This is a genomic window from Arthrobacter antibioticus (genome assembly GCF_030063205.1).
Lineage (GTDB): Bacteria > Actinomycetota > Actinomycetes > Actinomycetales > Micrococcaceae > Specibacter.
In genome coordinates this window covers 1-19320 of the sequence record NZ_JASISQ010000006.1, presented here as the reverse complement: position 1 = coordinate 19320, position 19320 = coordinate 1, and the positions used below count along the sequence as shown (strand labels likewise).

The 19320-nt window shown below is 57.4% G+C and carries 14 protein-coding genes, 1 tRNA gene and 2 pseudogenes; 14 read left to right on the top strand and 3 right to left on the bottom strand.

Translation table 11 applies throughout. From position 1 onward, the window contains the following. Nucleotides 1-12 precede the first annotated feature (12 nt). The gene (gene hisG, locus QMG40_RS12855; RefSeq protein WP_283531471.1) at nt 13-858 is read left to right on the top strand and encodes an ATP phosphoribosyltransferase; all 846 of its coding nucleotides are present in this window, start codon (nt 13-15) and stop codon (nt 856-858) included. 44 nt (nt 859-902) lie between these two features. Continuing rightward, nucleotides 903-1673 (top strand): imidazole glycerol phosphate synthase subunit HisF, encoded by a 771-nt coding sequence (gene hisF, locus QMG40_RS12850; protein WP_283531470.1) that lies wholly within the window; start codon nt 903-905, stop codon nt 1671-1673. Between the two features lie 21 nt (nt 1674-1694). Here hisF and QMG40_RS12845 read toward each other — a convergent pair whose 3' ends face one another. Beyond that, nucleotides 1695-2339, bottom strand: coding sequence for a TIGR03085 family metal-binding protein (locus QMG40_RS12845; protein ID WP_283531652.1), 645 nt, complete (start codon nt 2337-2339; stop codon nt 1695-1697). 212 nt (nt 2340-2551) lie between these two features. On the opposite strand from QMG40_RS12845, the gene hisI reads away from it, so the two are divergent. The 11 genes and pseudogenes from hisI (at nt 2552) to pyk (ending at nt 17916) form a co-directional block, all read left to right on the top strand. Next, the gene (hisI, locus tag QMG40_RS12840; protein ID WP_283531469.1) at nt 2552-2968 is read left to right on the top strand and encodes a phosphoribosyl-AMP cyclohydrolase; all 417 of its coding nucleotides are present in this window, start codon (nt 2552-2554) and stop codon (nt 2966-2968) included. A gap of 55 nt (nt 2969-3023) precedes the next feature. Continuing rightward, entirely contained in the window at nt 3024-4574 is a 1551-nt protein-coding gene (locus QMG40_RS12835; RefSeq protein ID WP_283531468.1) for an anthranilate synthase component I, read from the top strand. Further along, nucleotides 4574-5185: a Trp biosynthesis-associated membrane protein gene (locus QMG40_RS12830; RefSeq protein ID WP_283531467.1), complete on the top strand. Its 612-nt coding sequence runs from the start codon at nt 4574-4576 to the stop codon at nt 5183-5185. Before QMG40_RS12835 ends, QMG40_RS12830 begins: the two co-directional genes overlap by 1 nt. Before the next feature lie 97 nt (nt 5186-5282). Next, nucleotides 5283-5558, top strand: coding sequence for an HGxxPAAW family protein (locus QMG40_RS12825; protein ID WP_283531466.1), 276 nt, complete (start codon nt 5283-5285; stop codon nt 5556-5558). Nucleotides 5559-5560: 2 nt separating this feature from the next. Next, entirely contained in the window at nt 5561-6376 is an 816-nt protein-coding gene (trpC, locus tag QMG40_RS12820) for an indole-3-glycerol phosphate synthase TrpC (protein ID WP_283531465.1), read from the top strand. A 136-nt stretch (nt 6377-6512) separates the two neighbouring features. Continuing rightward, nucleotides 6513-7829 (top strand): annotated as a pseudogene (gene trpB / locus QMG40_RS12815) (tryptophan synthase subunit beta); the annotation flags it as partial. A gap of 169 nt (nt 7830-7998) precedes the next feature. Continuing rightward, the gene (trpA, locus tag QMG40_RS12810; RefSeq protein ID WP_283531462.1) at nt 7999-8850 is read left to right on the top strand and encodes a tryptophan synthase subunit alpha; all 852 of its coding nucleotides are present in this window, start codon (nt 7999-8001) and stop codon (nt 8848-8850) included. Continuing rightward, nucleotides 8847-9845 carry a prolipoprotein diacylglyceryl transferase gene (gene lgt, locus QMG40_RS12805; RefSeq protein ID WP_283531460.1) on the top strand — a complete coding sequence of 333 codons (999 nt, stop codon included), beginning with the start codon at nt 8847-8849 and terminating at the stop codon, nt 9843-9845. The genes trpA and lgt overlap by 4 nt, the downstream gene beginning before the upstream one ends. 474 nt (nt 9846-10319) lie before the next feature. After that, nucleotides 10320-14885: a glutamate synthase large subunit gene (gene gltB / locus QMG40_RS12800; protein WP_283531651.1), complete on the top strand. Its 4566-nt coding sequence runs from the start codon at nt 10320-10322 to the stop codon at nt 14883-14885. Further along, nucleotides 14878-16362, top strand: coding sequence for a glutamate synthase subunit beta (locus tag QMG40_RS12795; RefSeq protein WP_283531456.1), 1485 nt, complete (start codon nt 14878-14880; stop codon nt 16360-16362). The genes gltB and QMG40_RS12795 overlap by 8 nt, the downstream gene beginning before the upstream one ends. Nucleotides 16363-16431: 69 nt before the next feature. After that, complete coding sequence (gene pyk, locus QMG40_RS12790) at nt 16432-17916, top strand: pyruvate kinase (RefSeq protein WP_283531454.1); 1485 nt, start codon at nt 16432-16434, stop codon at nt 17914-17916. A gap of 195 nt (nt 17917-18111) precedes the next feature. On the opposite strand, the gene QMG40_RS12785 is transcribed toward pyk, so the two are convergent. Continuing rightward, nucleotides 18112-18714, bottom strand: coding sequence for an ANTAR domain-containing response regulator (locus QMG40_RS12785; protein WP_283531453.1), 603 nt, complete (start codon nt 18712-18714; stop codon nt 18112-18114). Between the two features lie 186 nt (nt 18715-18900). On the opposite strand from QMG40_RS12785, the gene QMG40_RS12780 reads away from it, so the two are divergent. After that, nucleotides 18901-18981, top strand: a tRNA-Leu gene (locus QMG40_RS12780). 108 nt (nt 18982-19089) lie between these two features. Here QMG40_RS12780 and QMG40_RS12775 read toward each other — a convergent pair. Next, nucleotides 19090-19320 (bottom strand): annotated as a pseudogene (locus QMG40_RS12775) (IS256 family transposase); the annotation flags it as partial.

The following is a 19320-nucleotide window of genomic DNA, read 5'->3' as shown; positions in this document are numbered from 1 at the left end:
AGGATATTTCCTATGCTGCGTGTTGCCGTCCCCAACAAGGGTGCCCTGTCTGAAGCCGCTTCAGCGATGTTGGCGGAGGCTGGTTACCGTCAGCGCCGTGACTCGCGTGAGCTGGTCATGGTTGACCCTGAGAACAACGTTGAATTCTTTTTCCTGCGTCCCCGTGACATTGCTGTTTACGTGGGCGCCGGCACCTTGGATGTGGGCATCACAGGCCGAGACCTTTTGATGGATGCCCAGGTTGATGCCGATGAACTCCTACCCCTTGGTTTTGCCATCTCAACCTTCCGCTTCGCCGGTCCGGTGGGCCACTTCAGCAGTGCCGCCGAGCTTGAGGGCAAGCGCCTGGCAACCAGTTACGATGTGTTGCTGCGCGAATATTTGGCTGAATTGGGCATTAACGCCCAAGTGGTGCGGCTCGACGGCGCCGTTGAATCCTCTGTCCGTTTAGGCGTTGCTGACGCTATTGCCGACGTCGTGGAAACCGGAAGCACGCTCAAAGCTGCTGGCATGGAAATTTTCGGTGAGCCTATTCTGAACTCGGAAGCACTGCTCATTGGTCGCCGCGGGGTCACCCCACCTCCCGGCGTCGAAGTATTGATTCGGCGTCTGCACAGCGTTTTGGTTGCACGCCAATACGTACTCCTTGACTACGATGTGCCCAAGACACTCATGGATGAGGCCACCGCCCTGACCCCGGGACTGGAATCACCCACAGTTTCCCCTCTGCGTGACACCGACTGGGTAGCTGTGCGCTCCATGGTTGCTGCCAAGGACACCAACCGCATCATGGATGAGCTCTATGAGCTCGGTGCCCGTGCAATCCTGGTCAGCAGCATCCACGCCTGCCGCATCTAATCCATGGCTGCCTTTCAAAACTAAAGACAAAGAAGGTATAGGCCATGAGTGTTGCCATCAGAGTAATTCCCTGCCTGGACGTTGACGCCGGCAGGGTGGTCAAAGGTGTGAAGTTCCAGAATCTGCGCGACGCCGGAGATCCCGTTGAGTTGGCTCAGCGTTACGACCGCGCCGGGGCAGATGAGCTGACGTTCCTGGACGTCACTGCTTCTTCCGGAAACCGGGAGACAACCTTTGAAGTTGTTTCCCGGGCTGCCGAGCAGATTTTCATTCCACTGACAGTAGGTGGGGGAGTGCGCGAGGTATCTGATGTAGATAAGCTCTTGCGTTACGGTGCTGATAAGGCCTCCATTAATACTGCGGCCATAGCGCGCCCGGCGGTGATCGATGAGATCACCCGCCGGTTCGGTTCACAAGTTCTGGTGCTCAGCGTTGACGCACGCCGCACCCAGGGCGGAATCACGCCCTCCGGCTTTGAAGTGACCACCCATGGTGGCCGCAATGGCACCGGCATGGATGCCATTGAATGGGCCAGGGAGGCTGCGGATCGGGGCGTGGGCGAGATCTTGTTGAACTCCATCGATGCCGACGGCACCAAGGAAGGCTTCGACTTGGAACTCATTCGTCTTGTGCGTGCGGCTGTGCGTATCCCCATTATCGCTTCAGGTGGGGCGGGGAAGCCCGAACATTTCCCACCGGCAGTCGCGGCGGGAGCTAACGCGGTGCTGGCCGCATCTGTTTTCCACTTTGGGCCAGACAGCGCCATTGCGGACGTAAAGAAGGCCATCCGCGAAGCCGGCTATGAGGTCCGCTAACCCCCCGACACTCTCGAGGGGTTAGAGTCCCACTTCGGCGGTTTGCAGCAGAGCGACGGCGTCGGGCTGGCCCTCAAAAGAAACCAAGGCATGGCCTGTGCGGCCATTGGCGTGCATCAGCAGTTCGCCAGGGGCTCCAATGATGGCCACCGAGACGGGCGCGCGCTTGGCCACGTGGCGTGGGCCGTTGGGGTTGACGAGTACTATCCCCAAATCCACGCTGCGGTACATGATCGCTGCTCGTTTAATGAGATCGGCCCAGAGCGCTTCGGAGTAGCCTGCGTCCAGTGCCCTCGGAGCCCACCGGTCCGTAGCGCGCCTGACATCCTCGGTGTGCACGAAGAACTCGGTCAGGTTCGCATTTTTATCTACTGCCTTAAGCGCAAAGGGTGACATTTTGGGCGGTCCAGCGCGAAACTTCTCCACGAGGGCTGCGAAAGTTCCGGGGCTGCTTGATTCCTCGGCAAGCTTAGCGATGGCCTTGTCTGTGGCCTTTTTCCAAGGCTTGAGAACCATCCCCAGGCCTACGCCGGGATTATGTTCACGCAGGTAGAGGTGCGCAGCCAGTTCCTGGGTTCGCCATCCATCACAAAGCGTGTCAGCTCCCGGACCGGCTGCCAGCAGGGTCTCGGCGAGAAATTCACGGGAAGGTTCTACAAATTGCATCACTTGTGAAATTAGCATGTATTCCTGGCGGGCGTCACCAGGAACCGCCGCATGTCGACGCCTTATTGCATTAGATTGCATTAGATTGCCTTAGCTGCCCTCAGATTCCCTGCTTCAGGGAGCAGCAGACGTTGGTTCGGGTTACATGATGTCCCTGCCACTACAGGTCCAGTGGCCCCCTAGATTTTTTTCTGGCACTAGAATTGGCTGTGATGCAGCAAAGCCCAGTACCCCAGTTCGCGCCAGTGCCTTCCCCAGGTGAGCCGTCTCTTGAGTTGCCGGCGGATATCGCCGCGAGACTTACTCATGATGGGGCCGGATTGGTCGCCGCCATCATCCAGCAGTTCGACTCCCAAGAAGTGCTGATGCTCGGATGGATGGACAATGAGGCCCTTCGCCGCACGCTCAGCTCAGGCAGGGTCACCTTTTACTCCCGCTCACGCCAAGAGTATTGGCGTAAGGGCGACACTTCAGGACATTTTCAGTATGTGAAGTCTGTGGCCCTGGACTGTGATGGGGACGCATTGTTAATAAATGTGGACCAGGTCGGTGCAGCCTGCCACACAGGGACGCACACATGTTTCGATGCCCGACAGCTCAGCGCAGTTGTGGGCAGCCGCGGAGAATAGGCCAGCACACGGTGTACTTTTTCTTCTCGCCTGACTCAAGAAAGCTATACATTATATGCAAGATTTAGGTGTCATCAGCCCCACTCTGGGGGAGTTTCGGGAACTTGCCCGGACTCGCAGGGTTGTTCCTGTCCATCTGAAGGTCCTCGCCGACGCGCAAACGCCGATTGGCCTATACCGGTCACTTGCCGCTGAGGCACCCGGTACGTTCTTGATGGAATCGGCCGCCGTGGGTGGTGTGTGGTCGCGCTACTCGTTCATTGGTGTGCGTTCAAGCGCCACTTTGACTACGGAGGACGGCGTGGCGTTCTGGCAAGGGGAGCCACCGGTGGGCGTTCCCCTGACAGGCAACCCTGTGGACGCCATGGAAGCAACTCTGAAACTACTTGCTACCGAGCGATTTGTTGGGCTCCCGCCCTTCACTTCAGGCCTGGTGGGGTTTGTTGGGTGGGAAGCTGTCCGACACTGGGAAAAGCTGCCCAATCCGGCAGTTGATGACCTGCACCTGCCCGAGGTTGCCTTGAACCTTGTGGCCGACATGGCGGTCCATGACAATAACGAGGGCACGGTGCTATTGATTGCCAATGCCATCAACGCCAATGGCACTGATGACAACGTTGACGGCGCGTGGCATGACGCCGTGTCCCGTGTTCACGCCATGGTGGATCAGCTACGCAAACCGCTAGTTCAGCCCATTTCCGTGGTGGACGTCCCAGCAGCCAGTTTTGCTCAGAGTGTGCAGGAACAATGGGACCGCAACGACTATTTGAAGGCCCTTGACCTAGCCAAGGCAGCCATTGTTGAAGGTGAAGTTTTCCAGGTAGTTGTTTCGCGTCGTTTTGAGATGGCCTGCGAAGCGACAGCACTGGATGTTTATAGGGTTTTACGCAACACCAATCCCAGCCCCTACATGTATCTCTATAGTTTTGAGGACGCGAAGGGACAGCCGTACTCCATTGTGGGGTCCTCTCCCGAAGCACTTGTTAGCGTTCTGGGCAGTGAAGTGATCACCCACCCCATTGCAGGCTCAAGACCGCGCGGGAAAACCACTGAGGATGACAAGTGGCTTGCCAAAGATTTATTGGCCGATGAAAAGGAACGCTCGGAGCACTTGATGCTCGTTGACCTTTCCCGCAATGACCTCTCCAAGGTGTGTGTGCCAGGAACCGTTGATGTCACCCAATTCATGGAAGTGGAACGGTTTAGCCACATCATGCACCTGGTCTCCACAGTGGTGGGAACTTTGAGCCCGGAGAAGAACGCCTACGACGTGTTGGCGGCAACGTTCCCCGCTGGCACGCTCTCGGGAGCACCCAAACCCCGTGCACTGCGGCTTTTGGATGAACTCGAACCTGTGCGGCGTGGCATTTACGGTGGCGTTGTTGGCTACCTTGACTTCGCCGGTGACATGGACATGGCCATCGCCATACGTTCGGCCCTTCTGCGCGATGGTAAAGCCTATGTTCAGGCAGGTGGAGGCATCGTGGCTGATTCTGTTAATGAAACTGAGGCTGAAGAAACAGTGAATAAGGCAGCAGCACCACTACGAGCCGTCTACGCCGCAGCCTCATTGCGCGCCTTGGATGAGAACCCAGGAGATCACTGATGAGCACAGAACTTCCGCACACTTCGGCACGAACCGTGCCTTTTTGGCAGCGCAAGTCCACCTTGATTCTGCTGGCAGTTTTAGCCGCACTGGCCGTTTTTGGCACCACAACTCAGACGTGGATCCATGTGGCAATTGGTCAAGGCGAGGTAGCCCAAACGGACTTGGACATCCCGGGCAGCAAAGCGGCCGTGGCCGTATCGGCGCTGGCACTGGTGGCTCTGGCCGGCTCGCTAGCAACCAGCATTGCCGGGAAAATAGCTCGCTACATCACCACAGCGATCATGGCCCTCAGCGCTGTGGGGATTGCCGCCGTCGTACTGGGAGTTCTCACTAACCCGGTGGCCGCAGCCATGGCTGAAGTTGGCGCGGCAACAGGCATTGAAGGCCAGGGCGCCAACGCCACAACGACGATTTTTCCTGTTCTAGCGATGGTGGCCGCGGTGATCCTGGGGATAGCTGCGCTGCTGGTTCTTTGGTACGGACGTTCTTGGAGTGTGCGCACCAAATACGACGCCGCCAAGGAGACACAGGCGAACACGGATGATGAGCCGATTGACGAAATTGACAGATGGGACCAGCTCAGCCGTGGCGAGGATCCCACAGTATAAGCGCGGCGCACATCGTTGCAGTGCCCAGCTTTCGGTTTCCATAGGCAAGTAATGGCAGAATGTATTTCAGTATCCGCGTTAAATAGGGAGATTTACCATGAGCAACAAGTCGACTGCATCAGTAGCCGTACAAGAACCGATGGACCATAGCGTTGAACTGGGTCATGGCAACAGCCCGGCTGCATGGACAAGCGTTGCCGTCATGCTGGTTGGTGTGCTGGTCGGTTGCATCGCTTTCCTGATCGGGGAAAGCGCCATGTTGCTGTTCTGGATCGGGGTAGGAATCATCGCCGTCGGCGTCATCCTGGGCCCGGTTCTAAAAGCTGCAGGCTACGGTGTTGGTGGCAGCAAGCTGAAGAGCAACGGCCACTAGTAGTGAGTGTTTTGCTGGACATTATTGATGGTGTTCGCCAGGATATGGCCGCTCGTGCAGAAAAGGTGAGTCTCGCCGATCTGCAGGAGCGCATCAAAGATGTTCCCCCGGCGCTGGATGCCTGGGCTGCGTTGGGCGGCGATAGCGCTGTTCGGGCTGATCTGTTGGTCATAGCCGAGGTCAAGCGCCGCAGCCCCTCCAAAGGGGACTTGGCGGGGATCGCCGATCCTGCTGCTTTGGCGGGGCTGTATCGCGACGGTGGGGCCTCCGTGATCAGCGTGCTTACGGAAGCGCGCAGGTTTGGCGGCTCGTTGGCCGACCTTGACGCCGTGCGTGCGGCCGTGGACATCCCAGTTCTGCGCAAGGACTTCACCTGCGATGAGTACATGATCTACGAGGCCCGTGCCCACGGAGCTGATCTGGTACTGCTCATTGTTGCAGCGCTCAGCGATGAAGAGTTGGGCAGCTATTTAGCCCTAACTCACGAACTCGGCATGAACGCAATAGTCGAAACGCACACTGCCGAAGAGATCGCACGAGCGGTTGCGGTTGGCGCGAAGATCATTGGCATCAACGTTCGGAACTTAAAAACTCTGGAGGTGGATCGTGGGGTGTTTGCCTCACTGGCAGGTGGCATCCCCGCAGGACCGATCGTTGTTGCGGAGTCAGGCGTTCGCGATGTTAGCGACGTTGAGCATTACTGTGCACACGGGGCACACGCCATTTTGGTGGGTGAAGCTCTCGTGAAAGATGCAACTCCACGCGAGCGGATAGCAGAATTTAAGTCCGCCGGGGCGCTGGCAATCAGCACCCGTTAGCGAATGGCTTGCCCCGGTAAAGGTGCTTTGCGTGCCGAAACCGGGCAACGGGTTACCGTCGCCATAACCGCTCAAAGAAGCTACCGCCATAAGAAAATTTAGTGCACAATTATCCAGGAACAGGACGGTGAAACTGATGGCTCAAGTGCCAGCAGCTTCGTCACAGGATCCCGCTGACATGGTGGATCCAGCAACAGCATTCCTGCAGGGCGGCGTCCCTGCAGAATCAACCCCTGAGCATTCGCTTCGGCATGCGCCGGGGCCTTACTTTGGCAGCTACGGCGGTCGCTGGATGCCAGAATCGCTGATTGCCGCTCTGGACGAGCTTGAAGACACTTTTGAGAAAGCCAAAGTCGACCCTGAGTTCCTCGCTGAAGTTGCAGAACTAAACAAGAACTATTCGGGACGTCCCTCACTGCTTACTGAGGCTAAACGCTTCAGCGAACACGCCGGTGGGGCACGGATTTTTCTCAAGCGCGAAGACTTGAACCACACTGGTTCCCACAAAATCAACAATGTCATAGGCCAAGCGCTGCTAGCTAAGCGCATGGGTAAGACGCGCATTATTGCCGAAACCGGTGCCGGCCAGCACGGGGTTGCAAGCGCAACTGCAGCAGCTTTGTTGGGCATGGAATGCGTTGTTTACATGGGTGCAGAAGATTGCCGACGCCAAGCTCTCAACGTGGCTCGCATGCAACTTCTGGGAGCCACTGTTGTACCCGTGACAAACGGTTCACAGACACTCAAGGACGCCATCAATGACGCCCTTCGTGACTGGGTTGCCAACGTGGAGAACACACACTACCTATTGGGTACGGTCTCAGGTGCTCACCCATTCCCGGCCATGGTGCGCTTCTTCCACGAAGTAATTGGTGAAGAAGCACGTGGGCAGATCATTGAGCAGGTCGGGCGACTGCCTGACGCCGTATGTGCCTGCATTGGTGGCGGCTCCAATGCCATCGGTTTGTTCCATGGATTCCTGGATGACTCCTCGGTGAAGATGTTTGGTTTCGAGGCAGCCGGTGATGGCATTGATACGGCTCGCCACGCAGCGACCATCAGCTTGGGGCGCCCCGGTGTGCTGCACGGCGCGCTGACCTACCTGATGCAAGACGATGACGGACAGACAATTGATTCACACTCCATCTCTGCAGGTCTTGACTACCCGGGAGTGGGTCCGGAGCATTCCTACCTGCACGACATTGGTCGTGTCAGCTATGAACCCATCACCGATACCCAGGCCATGGACGCCTTCAATCTACTGAGCCGCACCGAAGGTATCATCCCGGCTATCGAGTCCGCGCACGCATTGGCTGGTGCATTGAGTGTTGGTAAACGCCTTGTTGCGCACGCAGAAAAGCCTGAAGACGTGGTGATCATCGTGAACCTTTCTGGCCGCGGTGACAAGGATGTGCAGACCGCTGCTGAGTGGTTTGGCATGATCGATGAAGATGGGAATGTCAAAGGCACCATGCTTTCCACCCGTGCTGCCAAGGGTGCAGCCCATGGAGCTGGTGCCGTCTCCAGCGATAGCCACAACAGCGACGGCGAGCAAAACCCAGCACAAGCTTCCCAGCCCAACTTAGATGCCAGCTTGGATATCAACTCAGAGGATGCCAGCTATGAGTGAGTTAAACAGCAACACCACCGGCGCCCCAGCAGCTGTCAGCAAGTCTGCTGCCGCCATCGATAAGGCCAAAGCTGCTGGGCGCAAGGCGTTAATCGCCTACTTGCCCGCAGGTTTTCCCGATAAGCAAGGATCGATTGATGCTGCAATTGCTGTGGCCCGCAACGGTGCCGACATCATTGAAATTGGCATCCCGTATTCAGATCCCGTCATGGATGGTGCCGTCATTCAGGCAGCAACCACACAGGCTCTGAATAACGGGTTTCGCGTGGAAGACGTTTTTGACATCGTTGCTGCCATCACGGCTGAAACTGATGCAGCCGTGATGGTCATGACTTACTGGAATCCAGTGATGCGCATGGGAGTTGATGAATTTTCGCGTCGCCTGTCCGAGGCCGGTGGTGCCGGGCTAATCACCCCAGACCTGATTCCGGACGAGGCCGCCCAGTGGTTTGCTGCCTCCGATAAATACGGACTTGACCGCGTCTTTCTCGTGGCGCCTTCGTCCACTCCAGAGCGCGTAGCTATGAGCGTTCAGGCGACCCGTGGTTTTGTCTATGCCGTCTCCATCATGGGCGTGACAGGAGCACGCAGCTCTGTCTCCAGCGCCGCTGAGGCAGTGGTAGCTGCTGCGCACGACGCCGGTGCCGAGCGGGTTTGTGTGGGCTTGGGCGTATCGGCGTCCAAGCATGTTCGTGAAATAGCAGCCTATGCGGACGGGGTCATTGTTGGCACCGCCTTGGTGGCTGCGTTGCGTGATGGCGGCGTCGGCGCCGTGGGCGCTTTGACTAAGGAGCTCAGCTCCGGCTTTGATGCCCCTGCCACTACGGAAACGGCCAGCCTGTGATTTTAACTCTTCTACCCCACGCACTTGCCAACTCCATCCCAGCTCCTGTGTGGTCCGGGTTTGACCTGGGCCCGCTCCGTGTCCATGCTTATGCGCTGTGCATCCTACTGGGCATTATTGCGGCGATTTGGCTGACGGATAGGCGCTGGAAGCGCCGGGGCGGCCCCGAAGGCTCCATTTGGGACATTGCCATCTGGGCGATTCCCTTTGGCATTATTGGGGGCCGGCTGTATCATGTGTTTTCCTCCCCTGAAGCCTATTTCGGGCCAGGGTTTGATGGCACCGGCGATTTGTCACTGATCCCACAGATTTGGCTTGGCGGGCTCGGTATCTGGGGTGCTGTGGTGCTTGGCGTTGTTGGTGCCTGGATTGGCTGCCGACGAGCGAACGTGAAGATCTCCGCCTTCATTGATGCTGCCGCCCCCGGCATACTTCTGGCCCAGGCGCTTGGCCGCTGGGGTAATTACTTTAACCAGGAGCTCTTTGGCGGGCCCACCACCCTGCCGTGGGGACTGAGCGTTTCAGCCGAATTTGTTCCTGCCGGGTTCAGCCCTGACACGCTATTCCACCCCACATTCTTGTATGAGTGCCTCTGGAACCTGGCCGGAGTCGTTGTGCTGTTGCTTCTGGACAGGAAGTTCCAACTGCGCAGCGGTCGCCTCTTCTTGCTTTACGCGATGATTTACACGGCAGGGCGGGTGTGGATTGAGATGTTGCGCATTGATACCGCTGAACAAATCACTTTCTTTGGCGTCACTGCGCGACTGAACGTTTGGACAAGCATCGTCGTCTTTGCGGTGGCCTTGGCGCTATTCATCGTGATCACATATGTGCGGCGCGGCAAACCCAACGACTCCGTTTATTTGACGGGGCATGAACCGTCTGTTGTTCCGGCCGGCACTGGTGTTGCACAGGAAAGTGAGACACCTGCCGGAACACAAGTGCGAGCCACCATGGCCGGTGAGCAGGAGAGCGAGTCCGAAAAGGATCTCTAAGCACTCGGTGCAGGACTGAATGCACCGAACGAACTGAACGAACTGAAGGTATTGAAAAAGGCGGCTCCGGATTCCCCGGGGCCGCCTTTTTAGTACCTTTGGGTATTCAAAAGGCTGAGAATATTACTTTACCTGCATAATATTCCATTATCTAAGATTCTCATATTACAGCGACCCATGCGGCTATATAGTAAAAATCGCTGCACCAGAAGCAGTGAACCAAGAAATCCGCTTCTCTTGTGCATATGCACTAGATTGCTGCCATTAGCACGTTGCTGACGGTAAATCAGCACCAGCACTGCATAAGTCAGGATTAGCAGCACTGTTGAGTAAGATCCACTTTCTCAACGCACGGGCCAGCGTCGCCCCCACCGGCTCTCATATTTGGGGAAGGACTTACCCGCCGTGACACACCATCTCGTACGTGCCTCCAACAGCACCCAGGCAATCTCGCCGTTCATCCGTTTTGCTGCCATGCCGCAAAAGGTAGGCCTCTACCAGCCTGAAAACGAGAAGGATGCCTGCGGCTTGGCTGTCGTTGCCACCCTTAGGGGCACTCCTGGCCACGATATTGTGCAAAAGGCGTTAGTGGCACTTCGCAACCTCGAGCACCGTGGAGCGGTGGGTGCCGATGAAGGCACGGGGGACGGCGCCGGAATTCTCACGCAGATCCCTGCCGAGTTCTTCCAGAGCGTCACAGAGTTCCGGCTGCCTGAACCAGGCCACTACGCAGTGGGGACAGCTTTTTTGCCCACCGAGAACCTAGACCGAGTTGCCGCTATTGCTGGCCTTGAAAGACTGGCAGAAACTGAGGGGTTGAAGGTCCTGGGCTGGCGGGAGGTTCCCGTTGCTGCCGAGCTCGTTGGTGCCAGTGCAAGGGCCTGCATGCCACATTTCAGCCAACTCTTTGTGGCTTTGGAGGGCGAGCCGAAACAGCCTTTGGATATTCTCGCAGCCAATGAACTGGACGGCAAAGTCTTCCGTGTACGGAAACGAGCTCAGCAAAAATTTGGAGTTTATTTTCCGTCATTGTCATCCAAGACCATTGTGTACAAGGGGATGGTGACAACGGCGCAGCTGGAACCGTTCTACCCTGACCTTTCTCATCCACTTTTTGCCACCAAGCTGGCAGTGGTCCATTCACGTTTCTCCACCAACACTTTCCCTTCCTGGCCCCTTGCCCAACCGTTTCGAAGCATTGCTCACAATGGGGAAATCAACACCGTCAAAGGCAACCGAAACTGGATGCGCGCCCGCCAATCAACCATGGCGCACAAACTTCTGGGGGAAACCCCAGAAGAGCTGTTCCCCATTTGTACACCGGGGGCTTCCGACTCGGCTTCCTTTGATGAGGTCGCTGAATTGTTGTGGCTTTCTGGACGTCCCATCACCGAAGCAGTCATGATGATGATCCCCGAGGCGTGGGAGAATCACGCCACGATGGATCCGGCCAAGAAAGCGTTTTACGAGTACCACTCACTCATGATGGAACCGTGGGATGGCCCTGCGGCGGTATCTTTCACCGACGGAACAGTGGTCGGTGCAACCCTTGACCGCAACGGTTTGCGCCCCGCGCGCTACTGGATCACCGATGACGGCCTTGTGGTCCTGGCCTCAGAAGTTGGGGTGCTTGAGCTTGACCCTGGCAGCATCGTAGCGAAAGGCAGGGTGGCCCCGGGCACCATGTTTCTTGTGGACACTGCCAAGGGTGAGCTGATCAGTGATGCCGACATTAAAGCCCAGGCATCCGCAGCTAACCCTTACGAGGCGTGGGTCAAGGAAAACACCATCGCCTTGAAAGGCCTCCCCGAACGCGAACACGTCATCTACACAACAGCCTCCGTGCTCCACCGTCAGCGGACCTTCGGTTACACCACCGAGGAGCTGCGAATGCTGCTCGGACCCATGGGAGGAACAGGTACTGAACCCCTCGGCGCCATGGGCACTGATACGCCGGTTGCCGTGCTGTCCTCACGCCCGCGCCTGCTCTTTGATTACTTTGTCCAGCAATTCGCCCAAGTGACAAATCCTCCCTTGGATGCCATTCGGGAGGAACTTGTCACCTCGCTAAAGACCACCATCGGTCCGCAGGGAAACCTACTCTCACGCACTAAGGTACGGGCGCCGCAGCTGGCCTTAACCTTTCCCGTCATAGACAACGACGATCTGGCCAAGATCGCCAATATGGAAACTCCTGTAGCCGATGATGGGTCAGGTGGGGAGCGGATTTCCATGAAAGTGCGCGGACTCTACAAGGTTGATGGCGGTGAGGCCGCCCTGCGCACTCGGCTGGCCGAGGTCTGCGAACAGGTTTCCGGAGCCATCAACCGTGGTGTGCAATACGTTGTGCTTTCCGATAGGGATTCCACCGCGGCATGGGCTCCCATCCCGTCGCTGCTGCTCGTGAGCGCTGTGCATCATCATCTGTTGCGCAGCGCCAACCGCACCAAGGTTTCCCTGGTCGTTGAGGCCGGTGATGTGCGGGAGGTTCACCATGTAGCTGTTCTTGTCGGTTATGGAGCTGCCGCGATCAATCCGTACCTGGCCATGGAATCAGTGGAGGAGTTGATCCGCAATGGAGACGTGACAGGTGTGAGTGCCGAAGAGGGAGTCCGCCACCTGATCAAGGGACTGGGCAAGGGCGTTTTGAAAATTATGTCCAAGATGGGTATTTCAACAGTTTCCTCATACTGTGGTGCCCAGACTTTTGAGGCGCTGGGCTTGTCGCAAGAACTCATTAATGCGTATTTCACCGGCACCATTACTCAGCTGGGTGGGGTTGGCCTTGAGGTGATCGCTGCTGAGGTGAGCGCGCGGCACCTTCTTGCTTACCCCGTGGATGGGGTGGATGTCCCTCACCGGCCCCTGTTGTCGGGAGGCGAATATCAGTGGCGCCGCGACGGCGAGCCGCACCTTTTCAACCCTGACACTGTCTTCCGGCTACAGCACGCTACTCGCGAACGCCGCTACGACATTTTCAAGAAGTACACCGAGGGCGTGGATGAACAGGCTAACAGGCTCATGACTTTCCGTGGGCTGCTCACGTTCAAGGATGGAGAACGTCTGCCTGTTCCGCTGGAAGAGGTGGAATCGGTCAGCGAGATTGTTAAGCGTTTCTCAACCGGGGCCATGAGCTACGGCTCCATTTCTGCGGAGGCTCACCAGACACTGGCCATAGCCATGAACCGGTTGGGCGCCAAGTCCAACACTGGTGAGGGTGGCGAGGATGTTCAGAGACTTCTTGACCCTGAGCGGTCCAGCGCCATCAAGCAGGTTGCCTCGGGCCGTTTCGGGGTGACGAGTCTTTACCTCAGTCATGCCCAGGACATTCAAATTAAGATGGCACAGGGAGCGAAACCTGGCGAAGGTGGCCAGCTGATGGCGAAAAAGGTGTACCCGTGGATCGCCCAGACTCGTCATTCAACTCCGGGTGTGGGGCTGATTTCACCCCCACCACACCACGATATTTACTCGATTGAGGACCTGGCCCAGCTCATTTACGACTGCAAACGAGCCAATCCCACCGCGCGTGTGCACGTCAAACTCGTGTCCGAAATGGGGATCGGCACGGTGGCGGCTGGCGTGGCCAAGGCGAAGGCCGACGTGGTTCTTGTCTCCGGTCATGACGGAGGTACCGGGGCCAGCCCGCTGAACTCTCTCAAACATGCTGGCATGCCCTGGGAACTCGGCCTTGCCGAAACCCAGCAGACCTTGCGCCTCAATGGGCTGCGCGAACGGGTGGTGGTGCAGGTTGACGGGCAGCTAAAGACAGGACGTGACGTGGTCATTGCCGCGCTGCTTGGCGCCGAGGAATTTGGTTTTGCCACCGCGCCACTAGTCGTTTCCGGTTGTGTCATGATGCGGGTATGCCATCTGGACACCTGCCCGGTGGGCGTGGCTACACAAAACCCGGAATTGCGCCAGCGCTTCAGCGGCAAACCAGAATTCGTGGTGAATTTTTTCGAGTTCTTAGCCGAAGAGGTACGCGAGATTCTGGCGGGACTTGGGTTCCGCAGTCTACAAGAGGCGGTGGGACAGTCGGGCACGCTGGATCTTAAGGCGGCGCTACACCATTGGAAAGCGGAGGGGCTTGACCTGCGCCCCATCCTCTCCGACGCCGGGGTGCCGCTCACAGCTCCGAGGCGGCATCTGAGCAATCAGAATCACGAGCTGGAGAATCACTTCGACCAGCAGTTGATCACGATGGCCGCCGAATCATTGCGTGAGCGGGCTCCGGTTAAAATCAGTGTGCCAGTTCGGAACACGGACAGGTCTGTTGGTACCATGCTTGGCTACCACGTGACCAAAACGTTCGGTGTGGATGTGCTGGGCCCGGACACGATCGATGTCACGTTGACTGGCCAAGCCGGCCAATCGCTGGGCGCATTCCTGCCCGCCGGCATCACCTTGCGGCTGTTTGGGGATGCCAATGATTACGTGGGCAAGGGTCTCTCCGGAGGTCGTATATCTGTCCGTCCTGATAGGGCCAACACCTTCAGCGCGGCAGATAACGTGATCGCCGGAAATGTGATTGGATATGGCGCCACCAGTGGTGAAATGTTTCTGCGCGGATTGGTGGGGGAGCGCTTCCTGGTGCGAAACTCAGGTGCCACCGCGGTTGTTGAAGGCATTGGGGACCATGGTTGTGAGTATATGACGGGTGGAAAAGCACTCATCATAGGACCCATGGGACGTAATTTTGGCGCTGGCATGTCAGGGGGTACGGCGTACGTTTTGGATCTGGAACCCAAGCGTGTGAACAAGGGCGCGTTGGCAAGTGGAGAGCTTTCGTTATTGATGCTCGACGGCGTTGATGCGGACATTGTGCAGTCACTTTTACGACGGCACCAAGAAGAAACCGGTTCGGACGTGGCAGAGGCATTGTTGGCCGATGTTCCGGGCACGCTAGCTCGCATCACGAAGGTGTTGGCACGTGATTACGCGGCAGTTTTACAGACCCAATTGGCATCAGCCGAATTGGGCGAAGACCCCAACGGCGCAACGGCCTGGGCAAAAATATTGGAGGTCACAGGTGGCTGATCCACAAGGTTTCTTGAACAATCGCGAACGCATCACCCAGACGCGCCGCCCGGTCCCTGTGCGAATCATGGACTGGAAAGAAGTCTACGAGGCACAAGAAAAAGGGGTACTAAAGTCCCAAGCGGGGCGTTGCATGGATTGCGGTGTGCCCTTCTGCCACCAGGGGTGCCCGTTGGGCAACCTCATCCCTGAATGGAATGACCTCACTTGGAGAGACAAGGGGCAGGAAGCTATTGAGCGTCTGCATTCAACAAACAACTTCCCTGAGTTCACCGGGCGGCTGTGTCCGGCCCCATGCGAAGCGGCATGTGTGCTGGGCATTAACCAGCCGGCCGTGACGATTAAACAGGTTGAAGTGTCAATCATTGATGAGGCCTTCAACCAGGATTGGGTACACCCGTTGCCGCCGGCCAGGCTCACAGGCAAGACCGTCGCCGTCGTTGGTTCCGGCCCTGCGGGGTTAGCGGCAGCCCAGCAGCTCACCCGGACTGGGCACACTGTTGCCGTCTACGAGCGAGACGAGAAGATCGGCGGGTTGCTGCGCTACGGCATCCCCGACTTCAAACTGGAGAAAGAAAGCGTTGACCGCCGGGTTGAGCAGATGGCGGCTGAAGGTACCCGCTTTCGCACAGGAGTTGAGGTGGGAAAGGACATGGGGTGGGAGGACCTGCGCAGGAGGTATGACGCCGTCGTGGTGTGCACTGGGTCAACTGTGCCGCGTGATCTACCCATTCCGGGCCGTGCCCTGAAGGGGGTGCATTTCGCCATGGAGTACCTTGTGCAAGCCAACAGGAGCGTTTCCGGCGAGAATTCCGTTGGCACAGGGGAATCCTTGGGTGGCGAGGCAGTGCAGATCCACACACGTGGCAAGCATGTTGTGATCCTGGGCGGCGGCGATACCGGTGCAGATTGTCTGGGGACCGCGCACCGTCAGCAGGCAGCCAGTGTGACAACGTTGGCCATTGGGGCGCAGCCTGGGGCAGCTCGCAGCGTGGCGCAACCGTGGCCCACTTTTCCGAACCTCTTTGAGGTCGCCAGTGCACATGAAGAAGGTGGTGTCCGCAGCTACTTGGCGTCCACGGTGGAGTTTGTTGGTGAAAACGGTGTGCTGACTGGATTAAAGATCGCAGAAACCGAATATCTGCACGGGCGTCGGGTGCCTAAGGTGGGCACCGAACGCGTTATTGCCGCCGATTTAGTGTTTCTTGCATTGGGCTTCACGGGCCCAGAATCAGCGCAGTTGACGCATCAGTTGCCCGTGACTTTGGACTCACGAGCAAATATTAACCGTGACAGTCACTACATGACGGAACGTGAAGGGGTCTTTGCAGCAGGGGACGCCGGGCGCGGCCAGTCGCTGATTGTTTGGGCCATTGCTGAAGGGCGCGCCTGCGCTGCGGCAGTAGATAGGTTCTTGATGGGGGAGACCTTCCTGCCTGCTCCCGTCTCACCTAGTGATTCGGCTATCCGCCTCTAGTGCCAAAAGCGTTAGGCTATATGACGGGACTAAAGATTTCTGCTGATAACCACACACAAGGTAGGTACATTGAGACGCGCAAAAATTGTTGCGACTTTCGGGCCGGCAATCGCCAGCTATGAAAACACACTTGCGGTACTGGAGGCGGGCGTTAACGTAGCCCGCATGAACATGAGCCACGGCGATTACACCGTGCATCAGAACACGTATGAGAACGTGCGCAAGGCCGCAGAGGCCTTGGGCAAGCCGGTTGCCATCATGGCTGACCTGCAGGGCCCGAAGATCCGTTTGGGTCGCTTCGCCAACGGCGAGGGATACGACCTGGCCGTGGGTGATGTTTTCACGATCACCACAGAAGATGTCCCCGGTACCAAGGACATTTGCTCCACCACTTTGAAGTCGCTTACTGAGGACGTCAAAGTTGGCGACATCATGCTGATCGACGACGGCAAGGTCTCCGTGCGGGCCACAGCCGTTGACGCCATCAAGGTAGTCACCGAAGTGACTGTGCCGGGCAAGGTTTCCAACAACAAGGGCATCAACTTACCCGGTGTTGCTGTGAACGTTCCTGCCTTGAGTGAAAAAGATGAAGACGATCTGCGCTGGGCCCTTGAATGTGGCGTTGACTTGGTTGCTTTGTCGTTTGTCCGTGATGCAGCTGATATCCAGCGTGTCCACGAGATCATGGATGAAGAAGGCCGTCGCGTTCCGGTGATCGCCAAGATCGAGAAGCCACAGGCAGTTGCCAACCTGGAAGCCATTGTTGACGCGTTTGACGCCATCATGGTTGCTCGTGGTGACTTGGGTGTGGAGCTTCCCTTGGAAGATGTCCCACTGGTACAGAAGAAGTGTGTTGAAATGGCACGCCGCTGGGCCAAGCCCGTCATCGTAGCAACCCAGGTACTTGAATCCATGATCGAAAGCCCGCGGCCCACCCGTGCGGAGGCTTCCGACTGTGCAAATGCTGTGCTCGACGGCGCGGACGCAGTCATGCTCTCCGGAGAGACAAGCGTTGGCAAGTTCCCGATCGAGACCGTCAAGGTCATGGCGCGCATTATTGAAGCAGCCGAAGAAGACGCAGGCATGAAGCTGATTCCGAGCCTGGGTTCGCAGCCGCGGACCCGCGGCGGTGTCATCACGGCAGCGGCCGTGCAGATCGCCAACCAGCTCGATGCCAAGTACATTGCAGCGTTCACGCAGTCAGGTGACTCGGCCTACCGTTTGTCCAGGCTCCGCCCGGCCAAGCAGGTCTTTGCGTTCACTCCGGATGAGCGTGTACGCAATCAGCTCGCGCTTGCATGGGGCATCGAGCCCGTGCTGGTTCCGATGGTAGCCCACACTGATGCCATGACCGAGCAGGTTGACGCTGTTCTCTTGCAGAAGGGTCTCGTGGAAGAAGGCGACATGGTTGTTATTGCAGCCGGTTCCCCTCCCGGACAGGCTGGTTCCACGAACCTTGTCAAGGCACACGTTGTTGGCGACCAGGCCGACACTGCCAAGACCGGCAGTGCCCGTGGGACTAAGGAAAAGATTGGTCCCTGGCCCACTGACTAACATCCACTAGTTTGTTCTAGCTGGAGAAGAACGACGACGGCGCCCACCACCTGGTGAGCGCCGTCGTCGTTGGTTAAGCAGTGAGCCGTGCCTACAAACTTCGCGAGTTGCCACAAGTGGTGCCCAAAGCACGCTTTTGGACACCCCAAGTGGCAACTCGCGGGTGCTTTTGAGCAACAACTGTGTTGTTGCGGCTTAGTTAACCTGGTTAATAATCGTTTCGGCCACTTCACGCATACTCAGCCGGCGGTCCATGGAGGTCTTCTGGATCCAACGGAATGCTTCGGGCTCGGTGAGGCCCATTTTGGTGGTCAGTAGACTCTTGGCGCGCTCCACAAGCTTGCGTGTGGCGAACTGCTCCTGCAGGTCAGTGACTTCCTCCTCCAGCGCCTTGATCTCCTCGTGGCGGGAGAGCGCAATCTCCAAGGCAGGGACAAGATCTGCGGGTGTGAAGGGTTTAACAACATAGGCCATGGCGCCGGCGTCGCGGGCACGCTCAACGAGTTCCTTCTGGCTGAACGCCGTCAGGAGGACCACGGGAGCGATGCGGGCCTTGACGATGATCTCAGCCGCCGTTATGCCGTCCATGACAGGCATTTTGACGTCCATGAGGACCAGATCAGGCTTGAGCTCTTTCGCAAGCTCTACGGCTTTCTGGCCGTTGTCAGCCTCGCCAACAACGTCGTACCCTTCTCCGCGAAGAATCTCCATGATGTCCAAACGGATCAAGGTTTCATCCTCGGCAACAATGACGCGGCGTGCGGGGGACGTGGGGTTCGAATCCGTTGATTCAGACACAAATAACTCCTTGGAAGCGATTAACTGAGACTTCGGACACAAAATCCGATTTTTTAGCGCTTAGGAGGCGCTGGTTCTACAAAACAGCCTATCTGCATGTAGAGTAGTTTCGCGCACTCGTTCGGAAGTGATTCCGGAAAGAGAGCGTGATCTTTGTAACGGCTTTCATTTGAGAGTCTTGCATAGGCCCGAGTGGCGGAATGGTAGACGCGCTGCACTCAAAATGCAGTATCGAAAGATGTGTGGGTTCGAGTCCCACCTCGGGTACATTTCAACGAAAACCTCCTGGTGACAGGGGGTTTTCGTGTTTAAGTGTTGACACTAACCACCCGCTTCAAGGGTTAGCGGCCAAAATGTGTGTACGGCCCGGGCGTGTCAGTGGTTTCTTCCGCCCCATCCTTGTTGGATTCCGTTGCCGTCTTCTGGGCTGAAGGTTGTGTCGTAGAGGGCAGGGCCGATGGGCTCGTGAACCATTTGTTGTTTCTTCTTTTTTGGTTGCCAGTGGTGGGCCTTCACTAGGTCCCAGGGATCTTTAGGGGCCTCGGTGTGGTGGTAGAGGTACCAGTCCACGGCTCGTTTGGCATGATCATCGCTAAGGCCTCGATG